Annotated in this window: 14 protein-coding genes; 8 read left to right on the top strand and 6 right to left on the bottom strand. The window is 69.4% G+C overall.

What is annotated here, in order from left to right; all coding sequences use genetic code 11:
* Nucleotides 1-17 precede the first annotated feature (17 nt).
* The 3 genes from N5I32_RS06115 to N5I32_RS06125 all read left to right on the top strand — a co-directional run bounded on the left by N5I32_RS06115 (nt 18) and on the right by N5I32_RS06125 (nt 2,016).
* Nucleotides 18-431 carry a nuclear transport factor 2 family protein gene (locus N5I32_RS06115; RefSeq protein WP_261494505.1) on the top strand — a complete coding sequence of 138 codons (414 nt, stop codon included), beginning with the start codon at nt 18-20 and terminating at the stop codon, nt 429-431.
* Entirely contained in the window at nt 431-1,606 is a 1,176-nt protein-coding gene (locus N5I32_RS06120; RefSeq protein ID WP_261494506.1) for an MFS transporter, read from the top strand. The genes N5I32_RS06115 and N5I32_RS06120 overlap by 1 nt, the downstream gene beginning before the upstream one ends.
* A gap of 68 nt (nt 1,607-1,674) precedes the next feature.
* Nucleotides 1,675-2,016 (top strand): zinc ribbon domain-containing protein YjdM, encoded by a 342-nt coding sequence (locus N5I32_RS06125; RefSeq protein ID WP_261494507.1) that lies wholly within the window; start codon nt 1,675-1,677, stop codon nt 2,014-2,016.
* Between the two features lie 252 nt (nt 2,017-2,268).
* Here N5I32_RS06125 and N5I32_RS06130 read toward each other — a convergent pair whose 3' ends face one another.
* The 4 genes from N5I32_RS06130 to N5I32_RS06145 form a co-directional block, all read right to left on the bottom strand.
* A complete protein-coding gene (locus tag N5I32_RS06130) occupies nt 2,269-4,068 on the bottom strand; it encodes an NAD(P)/FAD-dependent oxidoreductase (protein WP_261494508.1) in 1,800 nt (599 codons plus the stop codon).
* 140 nt (nt 4,069-4,208) lie between these two features.
* Entirely contained in the window at nt 4,209-5,984 is a 1,776-nt protein-coding gene (locus N5I32_RS06135; RefSeq protein ID WP_261494509.1) for a sigma-54-dependent Fis family transcriptional regulator, read from the bottom strand.
* Nucleotides 5,985-6,123: 139 nt separating this feature from the next.
* Complete coding sequence (locus N5I32_RS06140) at nt 6,124-6,726, bottom strand: response regulator transcription factor (RefSeq protein ID WP_261494510.1); 603 nt, start codon at nt 6,724-6,726, stop codon at nt 6,124-6,126.
* Nucleotides 6,723-8,693, bottom strand: a complete 1,971-nt coding sequence (locus tag N5I32_RS06145) for a two-component system sensor histidine kinase NtrB (RefSeq protein ID WP_261494511.1) — start codon at nt 8,691-8,693, stop codon at nt 6,723-6,725. Before N5I32_RS06145 ends, N5I32_RS06140 begins: the two co-directional genes overlap by 4 nt.
* A gap of 244 nt (nt 8,694-8,937) precedes the next feature.
* Between N5I32_RS06145 and N5I32_RS06150 the strand changes: the two genes are divergently transcribed.
* From N5I32_RS06150 to N5I32_RS06160, 3 genes are all read left to right on the top strand, one after another.
* Nucleotides 8,938-9,942, top strand: coding sequence for a TRAP transporter substrate-binding protein (locus N5I32_RS06150; protein ID WP_261494512.1), 1,005 nt, complete (start codon nt 8,938-8,940; stop codon nt 9,940-9,942).
* A 71-nt stretch (nt 9,943-10,013) separates the two neighbouring features.
* A complete protein-coding gene (locus N5I32_RS06155) occupies nt 10,014-10,643 on the top strand; it encodes a TRAP transporter small permease (RefSeq protein WP_261494513.1) in 630 nt (209 codons plus the stop codon).
* Nucleotides 10,640-11,962, top strand: coding sequence for a TRAP transporter large permease (locus N5I32_RS06160; RefSeq protein ID WP_261494514.1), 1,323 nt, complete (start codon nt 10,640-10,642; stop codon nt 11,960-11,962). Before N5I32_RS06155 ends, N5I32_RS06160 begins: the two co-directional genes overlap by 4 nt.
* Nucleotides 11,963-11,997: 35 nt before the next feature.
* Here N5I32_RS06160 and N5I32_RS06165 read toward each other — a convergent pair whose 3' ends face one another.
* Both N5I32_RS06165 and N5I32_RS06170 read right to left on the bottom strand, forming a co-directional pair.
* Nucleotides 11,998-12,393 carry a diacylglycerol kinase gene (locus N5I32_RS06165; RefSeq protein WP_261494515.1) on the bottom strand — a complete coding sequence of 132 codons (396 nt, stop codon included), beginning with the start codon at nt 12,391-12,393 and terminating at the stop codon, nt 11,998-12,000.
* Nucleotides 12,393-14,036 carry a phosphoethanolamine transferase gene (locus N5I32_RS06170; RefSeq protein ID WP_261494516.1) on the bottom strand — a complete coding sequence of 548 codons (1,644 nt, stop codon included), beginning with the start codon at nt 14,034-14,036 and terminating at the stop codon, nt 12,393-12,395. Before N5I32_RS06170 ends, N5I32_RS06165 begins: the two co-directional genes overlap by 1 nt.
* 136 nt (nt 14,037-14,172) lie before the next feature.
* On the opposite strand from N5I32_RS06170, the gene N5I32_RS06175 reads away from it, so the two are divergent.
* Nucleotides 14,173-14,826 carry a response regulator gene (locus N5I32_RS06175; protein WP_261494517.1) on the top strand — a complete coding sequence of 218 codons (654 nt, stop codon included), beginning with the start codon at nt 14,173-14,175 and terminating at the stop codon, nt 14,824-14,826.
* The gene (locus N5I32_RS06180) at nt 14,823-16,073 is read left to right on the top strand and encodes a sensor histidine kinase (protein WP_261494518.1); all 1,251 of its coding nucleotides are present in this window, start codon (nt 14,823-14,825) and stop codon (nt 16,071-16,073) included. The genes N5I32_RS06175 and N5I32_RS06180 overlap by 4 nt, the downstream gene beginning before the upstream one ends.
* The last annotated feature ends 2 nt before the right edge of the window (nt 16,074-16,075 follow it).

The raw sequence follows: 16,075 nt of genomic DNA on the forward strand, positions 1-16,075 counted from the left end.
AAAACGGAGGATGGCAGATGAACATCGAACAGACGGCACGCGACTTTTTCGAGGCTTGCGAGACCGGCGGCGGCTGGGAGGCCTGCAAGGGCTATTGCCATGACGGCGCGAGCTTCGCCTGCCAGGCGGATGCGCTGGCCGGCGTCACGACTCTGGCCGGTTACGCCGAGTGGATGAAGGGCCTTCTGGGTCCGATCCCGGACGGTCGCTACGACCTGACAGCGTTCGCCACGGATGCAGGCCGGGGCACGGTGGTCGCCTCGGCGGTATTTCACGGCACCCAGACCGGCACGGGCGGGCCGGGCGCGCCGACAGGCAAGTCCGTTGCCTCGGACTATGTATATGTGATGCGGTTCGACGGCGGCCGCATCGCGCACATGACCAAGATCTGGAACGATTCTCAGGCACTTCGACAGCTCGGTTGGGCATGATGCGCTGGCGGATGCTGGCACTTCTCTTCGCCGCCCGCGTCAGTCTGGGATTCCAGTTCCAGACCATGGGCGCGGTCGGCGAAGACCTGTCGCGGGTCTTCGGCCTCGACAATGCCCGGATCGGCCTGATGATCGGCCTGTTCATGGCGCCGGGGCTGTTCCTGGCGCTGCCTGCGGGCGTCGCGGGGCGGTTCGCACCGGACCGGGTGCTGGCCGGGCTGGGGCTCATGGTGATGGCGCTTGGCGGCGCCCTCTCCGCGATTGCGGCAGAGCCGGGCGGCATCGGCATCGGCCGGCTGCTGGCCGGCGCGGGCTTCCTGTTCGCCACGCTCTATTTCACCAAGATGGTCGCGGACTGGTTCGAGGGCCGCGAGATCGCCACGGCGATGAGCGTTCTGGTGATGAGCTGGCCGTTTGGCATCGCCATGGGACAGGTCGGCCACACCTGGGCCGCCGGGGCGTTCGGCTGGCGGGTGCCCTTCGCCGTGGCGGCAGCCTGTTGCGCCCTGTCGGCGCTTGCGGTCCTGACGCTTTACCGGGCGCCGCACGACCTGCCGCCGGCATCGGCCGAGCCGATCCGGGGTCTGCTGCCGCGGGAATGGGCGCTGATCGGCTGTGCCGGGATCGCCTGGGGCGTATTCAACGCCGGCTATGTCGTCTACCTGAGCTTCGGCCCCGGCGTGCTGGTGGCTCAGGGGGTTGGCACGCTGGCCGCGGCTTCGGTCGTCAGCGCGGGCAGCTGGCTGATGATCCTGTCGGGTGCGGCCTGCGGACTGATCGCCGACCGCTTCGGGCGCCGCGAGGCGATCCTCGTCGTGTGCATGGCGGGCGCGGTCCTGGCAATGCTGCTCCTGGGCCGGCCCGGCGCGGGCCTTGCGGCCAGCCTGATCTTCGGCCTGGTCGGGATGGCACCGGCCGGGGTCATCGTCGCGCTCGCCGGCCAGGCGGTCGCCCCCGAGCGGCGGGCCTTCGGCATGGGCGTGTTCCTGACCATCTATTACGCGGTGGCGACGGCAAGCCCGCCGGCAGCCGGCTGGATCCTCGACCGCAGTGGGACGCCGGAAAGCGCCCTCCTCTTCGGCGCGGCGCTCTTCGCCCTCGTCGCGCCGGTAGCGATCCTGTTCCGGATGCTCAAGACCAGGGCCGCCGTTAGCCCGCTGCGGGAGGCGGCGTGAGCGAGGGCGCGGCGCCCTGCCGTCACGCGCCCTATCCGTCCCGCGATCTTCCCGGTATACGGGCGCGCATGACCGAGTCCCTGCCGCCGTGCCCCGAATGTCGCTCTGCCTACACCTACGAGGCGGATTCCCTGCTCGCCTGCCCGGAATGCGGGCACGAATGGTCACCCGATGCCGTGCTGGAGGCTGGTGCCGAGGTGCGCGACAGCCTGGGCAGTCTGATCGCAGACGGTGACACCGTCACCGTGATCAAGGATCTGAAGGTCAAGGGCTCGTCCAGCGTGATCAAAGTGGGGACAAAGGTGCGCGGGATCCGCCTTGTCGCCGGCGACCACGACATCGACTGCAAGATCCCCGGTTTCGGGCAGATCAGCCTCAAGTCGCAGTTCGTGAAGAAGGTCACGGACTGACGGACGGGCTGCACCGGGCGGACTTCCGTCATTCGCTTCGGCCGCCGGGTTCCAGCCTTATTGACCGTCAATGCCGGATCATGAGGGTGGCCGCGCGGGCGACGGCGGAGAGGAACGTCCTGGCGCACCTGTCATGGCGGTTGCGCCCCTGCGCCGGTCTTTCAGCCGGCCCTACATGACTGCAGCGCCGACCAAGGCGCGATGCACCCCGGCGCGGCCGGGGGCCGCACCGGGGTCGGGGGTCGGGGGCGCTCAGCCCAGATGCCAGGTCTCGGGCACGCCGTAGACGGGCGTGTCGATCCCTTCCATCCGCGCCTTGAGTTGCAGCGACAGGAACTGGCTGTAGTGGCGCGACTGGTGCAGGTTGCCGCCGTGGAACCAGAGCGCCGCCTGCCGCGTGGGCTTCCACATGTTGCGCTGTTCGCCGACCCAGGGGCCGGGGTCCTTGGGCGTGTCGGAGCCAAGCCCCCAGCATTTGCCCACCTTGTCGGCCACGTCGCGGCCGATCAGGTCCGCCGCCCAGCCGTTCATCGAGCCGTAGCCGGTCGCATAGACGATGAGGTCGGCCGCAAGCTTCGTGCCGTCCTCCAGCACCACGCCGTCGGGCACGATTTCCTTCACGTTGCCATGGGCCAGCTTGATCTGGCCGTCGATGATCAGCTGGCTGGCGCCGACGTCGATATAGTAGCCCGATCCGCGGCGCAGGTACTTCATGAACAGGCCCGACCCGTCGGCGCCCCAGTCGAGCCAGAACCCCGCCTTTTCCAGCCCGGCGTAGAAGTCGGCGTCGATCTCCTTCATCTTCTCGTAAAGCGGGATCTGGAAGGTGTGGAGGATCCTGTAGGGCAGGCTCGCGAAGATCAGGTCGGCCTTCTCGGTCGTCATCCCCGACCGCACCGCCTGTTCGGAGTAAAGCCCGCCCAGCCCCACGTCCATCAGCGTGTCGGAGCGCACGATATGGGTCGAGGACCGCTGCACCATGGTCACGTCGACGTCGTTTTCCCACAGCGCCGCGCAGATGTCGTGGGCCGAGTTGTTGGAGCCGATCACCACCGCCTTCCTGTCCTTGTAGGCATCCGGGCCGGTGTGTTGCGAGGAATGGTGCTGGTCGCCCCGGAACGTCTCCATCCCCGGATAGGACGGCATGTTCGCCTTGCCCGACATGCCGGTGGCGAGCACAAGCTGCTTCGGCCGCAGCACCACCTCCTCCCCGTCGCGGTCGACGACGACGGTCCATTCAGCGGTCTTCTCGTCGTATTTCGCAGACTTGCAGGTGGTCTTCGCCCAGTAGTTCAGCTCCATCACCTTCGTGTACATCTCAAGCCAGTCGCCGATCTTGTCCTTGGGCGCGAACACCGGCCAGTTCTCGGGGAACTTGATGTAGGGCAGATGGTCGTACCAGACCGGGTCATGCAGGCAGAGCGACTTGTAGCGCCGGCGCCAGCTGTCGCCGGGGCGATCGTTCTTCTCGACGATGATCGTCGGCACGCCCAGTTGCCTCAACCGCGCGCCCAGCGCGATGCCGCCCTGGCCGCCGCCGATGATGAGGACATAGGGCTGCCTTGTATAGCCAAGCTCGCGCGCCTCGGCCTCGCGTTCCTCCTTCCAGGTCGGGCGATGCTTGCCCGCGCCGTGCCGGGCGCCGAGGGGGCGGGTGAAGCCCTTGTGCTCCTCGTGGCCCTTGAGTTCGGCCATGGTGGTCAGCAGCGTCCAGATCCGGCCTCCGATCAGGCGGAGAAGGCCGTAGCCGCGCGCCACCCCCGTCTCGAACTCGATCCAGGCGGTGGTCACGCCGCCATCCGCCGCCGCCGTCTCTCCCGCGGCGATCTTCCAGCCCGCGGGCCGTGTGGCGGCAAGCTGCGCCGTCAGCATGTCGGCGATCTGGCCCTTTCCTTCCGCCGTGTGGATGTTCCAGGTAAAGGTGACGAGGTCGCGCCAGTAGCAGTCGTCCTGAAAGCAGTCGGTCGCAGCGGCGATGTCGCCGGCCTCCAGCGCCGCCCCGAACCTGTCGAGCAGCGCCTGCACTTCGGCATTCGCGGTTGTGTCGAGCATTGATGGTCCTCCCTGATCTGCTCCTCCTTCCGCAAGGGTGCCGACCGGGCGGCGCCTGTCACCGCAATCCCGCGCCGGGAAGGCGCGGCGGGCCACTTTCCCGCCCCCGTCGTTGCAGGCGCAACGCAAGGCGCAACGGATCAGGCCGGCCAAAGCCCTTCGCGCCGGGCGCGGCGCAGGATGGTGGAGCGGTTGACGCCAAGGCGGCGTGCGGCCAGCGCCATGTTCCCGCCGCAGGCCGCCAGGATGTCGGCAAGCGAGTCTTCCGCCGCGGCCCCGGCCCCGGCCTCGGCCAGCGGCGCGGGCGGCAGGTCCGGCAGGTCGATGACCGACCCCTCGGCCAGCGCGATCGCCACTTCGAGCGTGTTGGCCAGTTCGCGCAGGTTGCCCGGCCAGTCCCGCGCCTTCAGGTCTGCCCGCGCGGCGGGCGAAAGGCGCAGCGACTGCGGGCGCAGATGGCCGAACTGGCGCATCATCCGGTCGAGAAGCCAGTCGAAATCCTGCCTCAGGCGCAGCGGCGGCAGGGCCAGCCGCGCCGCCGCCAGGCGGAAGAAGAGATCGGCCCGGAACGTGCCCGCCCGGACCATCTGGGCCAGATCGGCGCTGCTGGCCGTGATCAGCCGTGGCCGGCGCCGCGCCGGCAGCGCGTCGAGCCCCGCGAGAACCTGCAAGAGCCGCGCCTGACCCTCGGGCCCGAGATCGCCGGGCGCGTCCACAAGCAGCGTCCCGCCTTCCGCCGTCTCGGCCAGCGCCGCCCAGTCGGACGCGGGCGCGGCCGCCGAGAGCACGACAAGGGGCCGGTTGCCCGGCTGGCTGGTGTGGATGGCGCGCGCCAGCCGTTCCTTCCCGGTCCCGGTCTCGCCCGACAGCAGCAGGGCAATCGCGGTGGGCGCCAGCCGCGCTGCCTCGGCCACCAGGCGCCGGATCGCCGGATCGGCGCCGCCGATGCTCTGGAACGCCGCCCCGGCCCCATCGCGCACCGCGGCCGGAAGCTTTTCCGACTGTGGCGCGATCGCGTGGCCGAACATCGCCTGCCCGTCGCGCAGCGTGATCAGCCGGTCCTCGGTCGGGCGCCCGCGCATCAGGTCGGGCAGGCTGTCGACGCCAAGGTGGAAGAAGCGGTCGATCCGTTGCCCCAGCACCGGCCCGTCCGCCTGCCGCGCCAGCACGGTTTCGGCGCCATGGGTCATGCCGATGATCCGCCCCGATCCGTCCAGCGCCACCGCCGCCTCGGGGTCCACGTCCAGGAACTCGGGGCTGGTGGAGAACCGCAGCACCCAGTCGCCCCGGTTCATCGCCATCAGGTTCGCCATTTCCACCCGCCGCACGCTGGCCCTGACGAGGTTGAGCGCGAGGCTCTGGCTGATCTTGGGCTGGGGCGAGCGCAGGAGCGAGATGTCGAGCACCGCCGACAGCGTGCCGCCGGTGTCGAAGATCGGCGCCGCGGTGCAGGACAACGGCGTGTGGGTCAGGTCGAAATGGTCGGACTGGTGGATCGTGACCGCCTCCTGCGTCACGATGCAGGAGCCGACGCCACAGGTGCCGGCGAGGTCCTCGGACCAGTCGGACCCGAGGTAGAGACCCGCCCGGCGCAGTTCATCCTCGAACTTCGGGTCGCCGAAGTAATCCACCGTCACGCCCTTGGCGTCGGCCAGCAGGAGGACGTAATTCTGCCCGGCGATCTGGCGAAACAGCGCCTCAAGCCCGCTGCGGGCGATGGCGATCAGCCGCTCCGACTGCTCTCGATGTTCGCGCAGGCGTGCGTCGGTGACGATGTGGGCAGGGCTCGGCTTGGCCGGGTCCATGCCGTACTGCTCGACGCAGCGCCGCCAGGACTGGGCCACGAGGGCATCGCGCCCGACCGCGCGGCCGGACAGGACCTGGTCGATTTCGCGCAGGTGCGACAGATCTGACACGGCGGCCTCCCTCGCCTCGCCCTTCCCCCCTCGTCGGAACGTCAGCGTGAAGCAGATCGTGGCGCGGGGCAATCCTCCCAAGGTCGCAGACCGGCATCCGGTTCCCGGCCGGGATGGCGGGCGCGGCGTGGCTGCCGGATCAGGCAAGCCCCGCGACGATCTGCGCGAGTTCGGCCACATTGCGCGCGCCCATCTTCTGCAGGACGCGCGCGCGGTGCACCTCGACCGTGCGGGTGGCGATGCCCAGCCGGTCGGCGATCTGCTTGTTCAGCTGCCCCTCGAGCATCAGTTGCATGACCTGGTGTTCACGTGCCGACAGGCTTTCGACCCGGTCCGCCCGCGCCGCCCGATCCTGGCGGATCGAGATCGCCTTCATCGCCAGATCGACGATCTGGTTGTCGTTGAAGGGTTTTTCGAGAAAGTCGAAGGCCCCGGCCTTGAGGCTCTGCACCGCCAGCGGCACGTCGGCATGGCCGGTCAGGAAGATCACCGGCGGCAACCCGGCCGGGCGCGGGTCCAGCGCGTTCAGCGCGTCGAGCACCTGCGGCCCCGACATCCCCTCCATCCGCACGTCAAGGATGATGCAGCCGCAATCGCCCTGCGGCCAGGCAGCCAGGAACGCCTCGCCTGAGGGCCAGGTCCGCGCCGCGATCCCGCGCGAGGCGAACAGGAACGCCAGCGCGTCGCGCAGCGCCTCCTCGTCGTCGACGATATGCACGGCAAGGCCGGCGGGCGCGCTCATCTGTCCTCTCCGGCTTCTGCGGCCAGTTCGGCGGAGTGCCGGGCATCCGCGGCGGCGCCAGCCACCGGCAGGAGGATGCGGAAGACCGTGCCCCCGCCGGGGTTCGGCGCATGGGCGAGCGTGCCGTGATGCAGTTCCACGATCGACCGGCAGATGTTCAGCCCCATACCCATGCCCTGGCTCTTGGTGCTGGTGAAGGGGTCGAACAGCCGCTCCGCCAGCGCCTCGGGGATGCCCGCGCCGCGGTCCGCGACCTCGACGCGCACCGCTTCGCCCTCGCACGCGAGCCGCACGACAAGCGCCCCGCCCTCCCGGCGCGGCTCCTCGGCCATGGCCTCCATGCCGTTGCGGACCAGGTTGACCAGCACCTGCTCGATCAGGATGCGGTCGGCCAGGACCGGGGGTAGCGGCGCCTCGGGCGGGTCGAGCACCAGCCGCACCCGCATCTCGCGCGCGTCGGCGGCCAGAAGGCCGATGGCATCCGCCGCGACCTCGGCAAGGTCGAGCGGGAAGAAATGCGGCGCGCGCTTCTTCACGAAGTCCTGGATGCGGCGGATGATCAGGCCGGCGCGGCGGGACTGCGCCGCCATCTTCTCGAACGCGGTGCGCAGAAGCGCGGGGTCGGCGCGGCCGGCGTCCATCAGGTTCAGCCCCCCCGCCGCGTAGGAGGCGATCGCGCCGAGCGGCTGGTTCAGCTCATGCGCCAGCGTCGAGGCCATTTCGCCCAAGGTGACCAGCCGGCCGGTCCGCGCCAGGCTTTCGTCCTGCGCGCGGGCAAGCCGTGCCGCGCGCTTGGCCTCGGTGATGTCGATCACCGATCCCATCCAGCCCTGGTGGCGGCCCTGCGCGTCGATCAGCGGCGCCTCGTAGACCTGCACGTCGATGAGGGTGCCGTCGGCGCGGCGGAACCGGCTTTCGAAGCTTTGCGGCACCGCCGGCCCCTCGGCCAGGCGGCGCTGGCGGGCCAGCGTGTCCTCCATCCCCTCGGGCGACCAGTAGGGCATCGGCGGTGTGCGCCCGACCAGGTCCGCGGCGGGCAGATCGACGAGCTTGCAGAAGGCCGCGTTGACGTAAAGGATACGCCCGGCGTGGTCCTTGGCGCGCAGCCCCACGGTCAGGCTTTCCTCCATCGATCGGCGAAAGGCCATCTCGGCGCGCAGCCTCTCCTCGGCCCGGCGCCGGCTCAGCGCGTTGCGCTGCACGACAAGAAGCGCGAGGATCGCGAAGGCCGCCAGCGCCACGATCGCCCCCATCAGCGCAGTATTGCCGACGATGGGAGAGCCGTCGTAGGCGGTGATTTCCAGCACGCTGCCCGCCAGCGGCGGGTCGAAGCTGATGCGGTGCTGCGGCGCGCCCTCGGCCACCGGGCGGCGCGCGCGTTCGGCCAGGGTCTGGCGCGTGTCCGCCAGCCGGACGCCGTATTGCTCGGCGATCCACCAGGGAATGTGGCGGTCCAGCATGATCGGCAGCGAGACCGAGGCGACGACCACCCCGCCCTCGACCGTGGCCAGCCGCTGCGCCATCGCGACCACGCCCGCTTCCACCTGTCCGTAGATCGGGCGCGCGGTCGCGGTCCCGGTCCGCAGGACCTGCGCGACCAGCGCCATCTCGGCCTCGCCCGCGCGCTGTTCGGCCACGGCCGAGACGAGCCGGCCCTCGGCGTCGAACCAGTGCACCGCCAGCATCTCGGGATTGGCCGCGATGTGAAGCCGCGCCCGCGCCTTCAGCACCTCGTGCGCGACCCCGCTCGCGGCATCAAGGGCCAGGCGCACCAGCATGTCCTCGTCCACCGACATCTGGAAGCGCAGCGTCTGCTCGACCCAAAGGGCGTCGGTCGCGATCTTGGCCTTGGCGCGTTCGCCGTCCGAACGGTCGACGACCCAGACAAGGGCGCCGACCAGCGCGACCAGGGCCACGATGGCGGCCAGCGGGACCAGCGACAGCACGTCCCATCGCCGCGAGGGCAACAGGCTCCCGGCCGCCCAGGGCTCGGGTCCGCCATGCCCCTGAAGGCTCGGGGCGGCATCGGTGCTTCGGTCCTTCGGCGTGCCGCATCCTCCCCATCGACACGGGCCCATCGAAACAGGGACAGGTTGTGCCGCCCCCACCCGGACCTGTCTATTGCGGAAAGCCACAATAGCGCGGCGCGCCTTCTTGCGGCAATGCAGTTGTCATGCCGCCGAGGAGGGCGGAGTTGAGGAGGAGAATCACATGCTGACCCGTCGCACGCTTGCAGCACTTGCCGGCGCCACCGCCCTTGCCCTGTCGCTGGCCGCTCCGGCCTTCGCCCAGGACAAGATCGTCATCAAGTTCAGCCACGTCGTCGCCCCGGACACGCCCAAGGGCAAGGGTGCAGCCAAGTTCGAGGAACTGGCCGAGGCCTATACCAACGGCGCTGTGGACGTCGAGGTCTATCCCAACAGCCAGCTCTACAAGGACAAGGAAGAGCTTGAGGCGCTGCAGCTGGGCGCGGTGCAGATGCTCGCCCCCTCGCTGGCCAAGTTCGGCCCGCTCGGCGTGCAGGACTTCGAGGTTTTCGACCTGCCCTTCATCTTCCCCAGCTACGACGCGCTGCGCAAGGTCACCCAGGGCGAGGTCGGCAAGTCGCTGCTGGCCAAGCTGGAGGACAAGGGGATCACGGGCCTTGCCTACTGGGACAACGGCTTCAAGATCATGTCGGCCAACAGCCCGCTGAAGACGCCCGACGACTTCCTCGGCCTGAAGATGCGCATCCAGTCGTCGAAGGTGCTTGAGGCGGAGATGAACGCGCTTGGCGCGGTGCCGCAGGTCATGGCCTTCTCCGAGGTCTACCAGGCGCTGCAGACCGGCGTCGTCGACGGCACCGAAAACCCGCCCTCGAACATGTTCACCCAGAAGATGAACGAGGTGCAGACCAACGCCACGCTGTCGAACCACGGCTATCTCGGCTATGCGGTCATCGTGAACAAGCAGTTCTGGGACGGCCTGCCCGAGGACGTGCGCGCGGGTCTTGAAAAGGCCATGGCCGAGGCGACCGACTACGCCAACTCCATCGCCAAGGAAGAAAACGACAAGGCGCTTGCGGCGATGCAGGCGGCCGGCACGACCGAGTTCCACGAACTGACCGAGGAAGAGCGCGCGGCCTGGGTCGCAGCACTTGAGCCGGTGCACGAGGAAATGGCCGAGCGCATCGGCGCCGAGACCATCGCGGCCGTGAAGGCCGCGGTCGGCGAATAGCGCCAGACCCCCGGGGGCGGCCGCAAGGGCCGCCCTTTCTTCGTTTCAGCCCCTGCCCCGCGAGGTGTGCCATGCTGCGCCTTCTCGACCGGCTGGAAGAAGTGCTGATCGCCACGCTGATCGCGGTGGCGACGATCCTCATCTTCCTGTCCGTTTCCCACCGCTTCGCCATCGGCTTCGCCGCCGACCTGGTGGGCTATGCCCGCTCCAACGACCTCGAGACGCTGGGCAACATGGCCCGGTCGACCTTCAAGGCCATCAACGCGCTCAAGATGACCTGGGCGCAGGAGGCGACGATCTACCTGTTCGTCTGGATGGCCAAGTTCGGCGCCGCCTACGGGGTGCGTACCGGCATCCATGTCGGCGTCGACATCCTGGCCGAACGCCTGCACGGGACCGCGCGGCGCACGATCACCATCGTCGCCATGTCGGGCGGCATCCTCTTTACCGCCATCATCGTCTGGATCGGCGCCGACTTCGTCTGGCATGTTCGGGCGGGCGGGCAGACCACGCCCGACCTCGAGATCCCGTCCTGGATCGTCTACCTCGCCGTGCCGCTCGGCTCGGCGCTGATGTGCTTCCGCTTCGTGCAGGCGCTGCACCTCTACCTGACCACGGGTGATGTCGCGCATCACGACCATGGTGCCGTCGACGGGATCGACGACGAGGCCGACGACCTGGCCAAGGGGGGCCACGCATGACCGCGCTCATCATCTTCCTGATCCTCGCGCTGCTGCTCGTCACCGGGATGCCGGTCTCGATCGCGCTCGGGCTCACGGTCTTCACCTTCCTCTTCGGCTTCTCCGACGTGCCGATGGACGCGATCGCGCTGAAGCTTTTCACCGGGATCGAGAAGTTCGAGATCATGGCGATCCCGTTCTTCATCCTCGCCGGCAACTTCCTGACCCACGGCGGCGTGGCGCGGCGGATGATCCGCTTCGCCTCCTCGATGGTCGGGCACTGGTACGGCGGCATGGGCCTTGCCGCGGTGATGGCCTGCGCCCTTTTCGCCGCGATCTCGGGCTCCAGCCCCGCGACGGTCATGGCGGTGGGCTCGATCCTGATCCCGGCGATGGTCAAGCAGGGCTATCCGCCGCAGTTCGGCGTCGGCACCGTGGCGACGGCGGGCGGCCTCGGCATCCTGATCCCGCCCTCGATCGTCATGGTCATGTACGCGGTCGCGACCTCGGGCATGGTCGTGACCGGGCCGGACGGCCAGCCGGTGATGTCGGCCTCGATCGGCGACCTGTTCATCGCCGGGGTCGTGCCTGGGCTGATGCTGGCCACCATGCTGGGCGGCACCACGATGTACCGGGCCTGGAAGAACGGCTATCCGCGGATGGACCGCTCCCCCCTGCCCGAACGCTGGACCGCGTTCCGCGAAAGCGTCTGGGGGCTTCTGCTGATCGTCATCATCATGGGCGGCATCTACGGCGGCATCTTCACGCCGACCGAGGCGGCGGCGGTCAGCGCGGTCTACGCCTTCGTCATCGCGGTCTGGGTCTACAAGGACATCAAGCTGCGCGATGTGCCGCGGGTGCTGCTGAACTCGGCCGCGATGTCGGCGATGCTGCTTTACATCATCACCAACGCGGTCATGTTCGCCTTCATCCTGACCTCCGAGCAGATCCCGCAGGCGCTGTCCGAATGGATCGTCTCGCTCGGCCTCGGCAAGATCGGCTTCCTGATGGTCGTCAACGTGCTTCTCCTGATGATCGGCATGGTGATGGAGCCTTCCGCCATCGTCCTGATCATGGCGCCAATCCTCTACCCCGTCGCGGTGGCGCTGGGGGTCGATCCGGTGCACTTCGGGATCATGCTGGTGGTGAACATGGAGATCGGGCTTTGCACCCCGCCGGTCGGGCTGAACCTCTACGTCGCCTCGTCGATCTCCAGGCTGGGGCTGACCGAGGTGACGCGGGCAAGCTGGCCCTGGCTCCTGACCGCGCTCGCCTTCCTGATGGTGGTCACCTACATCCCGATGGTGACGCTGTTCCTGCCCGGCCTGCTGGGCATGTAAACCACGGCGCGCCCGGTGAACCCCGGGCGCGCCCTTCAGATCAGGTGCGCCAGCACCAGCGCGGCATAGGCCCCCGTCGCCGTCAGCATCAGCCCCACGGCGAGCGAGCCGAGGTCCTTCGCGTCCCGCGCCATCTCGGACCATTCCGGCGAGATGCGGTCGGTCAGCACCTCGATGGCGGTGTTCAGCGTCTCGACCACAAGGACGAGGACCATCAGCAACACCAGCCCCGCCCAGTGCCAGGGTGCCGCGCCGCGCCACAGGAAGGCCGCGATCAGGGCCACAGCACCCAGAAGTTCCAGCCGCGCCGCGGTTTCCCGCATCAGGCGCCGGAACCCGGCCAGCGAATAGCCGGCGGCATCGACCACATGCATAAGGCCGCCGCGCGGGGGAACCACGACCCGGTCGTTCTGCCCGGATTGATCCTTCATCAGCTTGCGATCCTGATCCGGCAGGCGGCGGTCAGGTCCAGCGCGCCGTCGCGCGCCTCGGTCGCCACGTCGACAAGGCCGAGCACGGTGTGAAAGAGGTTGTCGTGGCTGGCCGGGGCGCGGGCAGCATCGCGCAGACAGCCCTCGTCGAACTTCATCGCGTCCCGGAACCCTTCGCCCATCCACATCACCATCGGCACCTTCGTCTGCACCTCGGGCGCCATGAACATCGGCGCGGCATGCAGGAAAAGCCCGTTTTCCCCCAGCGATTCCCCGTGGTCGGACAGGAACAGCATGGCCGGCAGCACGCGGTCCGCGGCGGCCAGCATGTCGATGGTCGCGGACAGGACGCGGTCGGTTTCCAGCATTGCGTTGTCATAGGCGTTCACGATGCTTTCCACCTCGCATTCGGCGAACTCCGCCGTGCGGCAGTCGGGGGTGAAGACCGCGCGCTCCTCGGGATAGCGCAGGTAATAGGCAGGCCCGTGGTTGCCGATCATGTGCAGGACAAGCACGGTGTTGCGCGTCATCGTCGCCGCCGTCCGCTCGATCAGCGGCAGGAAGGCCTCGTCGGTGCACTCGCCCACGCAAACCGCGGGCGTCTGCTCCGGATCGACGCGTTCCCAGCCGATACGGTCGGCGATGCGCTGGTCGCCGGTGTTGTTGTCGACCCATTTCACGTCGAAACCCGCGCGCGCCAGCACGTCGAGCAGGTTTTCCCGCGACAGGAACTCGGTGCGCGAGTAATCCGCCTGCGCCAGCGGCGAGAACATGCAGGGCAGCGACACGGCGGTGGAGGTTCCGCAGGACGACACGTCGGGGAAGTTGATGACCTCGCGCTGGGCAAGGCCCGGCGTGGTGTCGCGTCCGTAGCCGTTCAGGCCGAAGTTCTGCGCCCGCGCGGTTTCCCCCGCGAAGAGGACCAGAAGCACCGGCTTTGCGGCCGCCGCCAGATGCGGCCCCGGCGCGGCGTCCGGCGCGATCGGCCGTGCCACCGGATCGCCGCCGGCGAACTGTTCCTTGCCGAACTTCACCAGCGCGGCGATCGTCGCGCCGGGCTGGTAGGAGGCCATCACCTCCTTGCGTTCGCGCAGGACCGCCGAGAATGCCTTGTAATCGGTGAAAAGCCCGCCGACGATCACCGCCAGCGACAGGCCGACGCCGACCGGCCAGCGCCAGACATGGTGCCAGCGCCGCACCCGGCGCACCCGCGGCCAGAAGACAAGCGCAGCGGGCAGCACACCGGTCAGCCCGATCCGAAAGACCGCCGACAGCGTGACCAGGTGGCGCGATTCCGTCACCGTCGTCTCGAACACGTTGCGGATCATCTCGCGGTCGATCAGCACGCCGAAGGTGCGCTCATAGTAGCTCGCCCCCGACGCCATCAGGATCAGGAGCGCCGCGACCGGCCGCTGCAGCCGCCCGGGGCCGAGAAGTTCGAGCGTGAAGAGCGTCAGGCCGAAGATGGCCAGGCCGAAGATCCCGATCTGGACGGGCTTGCCATGGAAGGCCGCGACCATCCGGCCCCAGAAGCCGAGGTTCAGCGCCGCGACGATGTAAGCCGCGACGATCAGGTTGAGCGTCAGGTGGGAGAGGAGAGGCCGGGCCAGCCTGGCCCGTTGCGTCCTGGGGGTATCGGTCATGGGGTGCCTGTGGCGCAGGGGCGCGCCTGTCCTTTGTGATGTCGTTGACGCGGCCTATGCCCGCCCCACCTTTCGCCAACCTTACAGTCGCCGTTTCCCCCCTCGCCCTCTGGTCGCGGGCGGGCTAGAAGGGGCCATGCGCCTTCTTCTGGTCGAAGACACCCCCGAGCTTGCCCATTCGGTCCTGCAGTTCCTCAGGGCCGAGGGGCATGCCGTGGACCACGCGCCGGACGCCGCCACCGCGGCCACGGCGATGGCGGTCGCGGACTATGCCTGCGTCATCCTCGACCTCGGCCTGCCGGACGGGTCGGGGCTCGACGTGCTCAGGGCGCGGCGCCGGGCGGGCGATCGCACGCCGGTCCTGATCGCCACCGCGCGCGACCAGATCAGCGACCGGATCGCCGGTCTCGACGCCGGGGCCGACGACTATGTGGTCAAGCCCTTCGACCTGCACGAACTGTCGGCCCGCATCCGCGCCCATGCCCGCCGCGCGCAGGGCGTGCCGGAAACGCGCCTCGCGGTCGGCGCGCTGGAAGTGGACCGCGCCGCCGCCCGGGTCTGGCGCCAAGGGGCAGAGGTGCGCCTGACCGCGCGGGAATGGGCGCTCTTCGACGCGCTTCTGGGCGCGCGCGGGCGCGTCCTGCCGAAGACGGCGCTTGAAGACGCGCTTTACGCCTTCGACGACGCGGTCGAGGGCAACGCGGTCGAGGTCTACGTCTCGCGCCTGCGTCAGAAACTCGGCGCCGGGGTGATCGAGACGCGGCGCGGGCTGGGATACGTGCTGCCATGAGCGCGCCGACGAAGCCCTGGTCGCTACGCCGGCGCCTGACCTCGCGCGTGCTCCTCCTCGTGGTCGGCGGCTGGCTTGCCACCATCGTGGTCTCGGCCCGTGTCCTCGAGCACGAGATGAACGAGATGTTCGACGAGGAACTGCGCGCCCTTGTCGAAACCACCGTCCTCTACCTCGACGCCTCCGGCACGGCCGCGATCCCGCGCAACATCGGCGTGGCCACGGGCGACGGCGAACGGGTGCTGCGGATCGTGCCCGAGTCCTTGCCGGGCGGTGCGCAGATACCGCCCGCGCCCTGGAGCGCGCTTGACGGCGACGGGTTCCACGATGCCGAAGGCTGGCGCATCCTGCGGTCCACGGCCGAGGGCGCGGTGATCGAGGCCGCGCATGCCGTGGTCTGGCGGCGCGAGGAAATGATCGAGGCGGCGTCGGCCTTCCTCATGCTGGTGCTGCCGCTTGTCGCGCTCCTGCTCTGGGGCCTGCGCCGCATCACCGCCGAGGCGGCCGCCCCGGTCAGCGCGCTCGCCTCGGCCGTCGCCGCGCGCCGGCCCGATGACCTCTCGCCAGTCTCCGCCGATGGCCTTCCGAGGGAACTCCTGCCGCTTGCACAGGCCTTCGGCGGTTACCTGACGCGGATCGAGGCGCTGAGGCGGGCCGAACGCGACTTCGTCGCCAACGCCGCGCACGAGCTGCGCACCCCCCTGGCCGCGATCCGCGGGCGGCTGCAGCTGTCCGCCGACCCGGACACCGCCGCGGCGGTGCCGATGATCGACGCGCTGACGCGGCGGGTCGAGCGGTTGTTGCAGCTTGCCCGGCTCGAGGCCGGGGTAGGGCTGGGAAGCGGCCCGGCCGACGCCCTTCGCGTGCTCAGGCTCCTGATCGACGACCTCCGCCCGACCGCGCGCCACCCCATCCGCTTCGACGACAGCGACCTCGAAACCCTGATGGTCGCGACCGATCCCGATGCACTCGCCATCCTCCTGCGCAACATCCTGGAAAACGCGGTGGAGCACGGAAGCGGCCCGGTGCTGGTGCGGCTGACGCCCGCCGGTGTGCTCAGCGTCGAGAACCCGACACAGGCGACCGCCCTGCCCGCCGGCCGTTTCGACAAGAGCCGGGATTCGGCAGGCCAGGGCCTTGGCCTCGCCATCGTTGCCGACCTCGCCCGCGCCATGGGCGCCCCGCTCGAACAGGGCATCGCGGAGGGGCGGGCGCGGGTGACGCTGCGCCTGCCGCTCGCGGGCTGACG

This window comes from Albidovulum sediminis, assembly GCF_025380365.1.
GTDB lineage: Bacteria > Pseudomonadota > Alphaproteobacteria > Rhodobacterales > Rhodobacteraceae > Albidovulum > Albidovulum sediminis.

Coding starts and splice junctions, on each gene's coding strand:
- N5I32_RS06125 (WP_261494507.1), top strand. CDS start 1,675: ATGACCGAGTCCCTGCCGCCGTGCCCCGAATGTCGCTCTGCCTACACC.
- N5I32_RS06180 (WP_261494518.1), top strand. CDS start 14,823: ATGAGCGCGCCGACGAAGCCCTGGTCGCTACGCCGGCGCCTGACCTCG.
- N5I32_RS06165 (WP_261494515.1), bottom strand. CDS start 12,393: ATGAAGGATCAATCCGGGCAGAACGACCGGGTCGTGGTTCCCCCGCGC.
- N5I32_RS06160 (WP_261494514.1), top strand. CDS start 10,640: ATGACCGCGCTCATCATCTTCCTGATCCTCGCGCTGCTGCTCGTCACC.
- N5I32_RS06155 (WP_261494513.1), top strand. CDS start 10,014: ATGCTGCGCCTTCTCGACCGGCTGGAAGAAGTGCTGATCGCCACGCTG.
- N5I32_RS06120 (WP_261494506.1), top strand. CDS start 431: ATGCGCTGGCGGATGCTGGCACTTCTCTTCGCCGCCCGCGTCAGTCTG.
- N5I32_RS06175 (WP_261494517.1), top strand. CDS start 14,173: ATGCGCCTTCTTCTGGTCGAAGACACCCCCGAGCTTGCCCATTCGGTC.
- N5I32_RS06130 (WP_261494508.1), bottom strand. CDS start 4,068: ATGCTCGACACAACCGCGAATGCCGAAGTGCAGGCGCTGCTCGACAGG.
- N5I32_RS06140 (WP_261494510.1), bottom strand. CDS start 6,726: ATGAGCGCGCCCGCCGGCCTTGCCGTGCATATCGTCGACGACGAGGAG.
- N5I32_RS06170 (WP_261494516.1), bottom strand. CDS start 14,036: ATGACCGATACCCCCAGGACGCAACGGGCCAGGCTGGCCCGGCCTCTC.
- N5I32_RS06150 (WP_261494512.1), top strand. CDS start 8,938: ATGCTGACCCGTCGCACGCTTGCAGCACTTGCCGGCGCCACCGCCCTT.
- N5I32_RS06115 (WP_261494505.1), top strand. CDS start 18: ATGAACATCGAACAGACGGCACGCGACTTTTTCGAGGCTTGCGAGACC.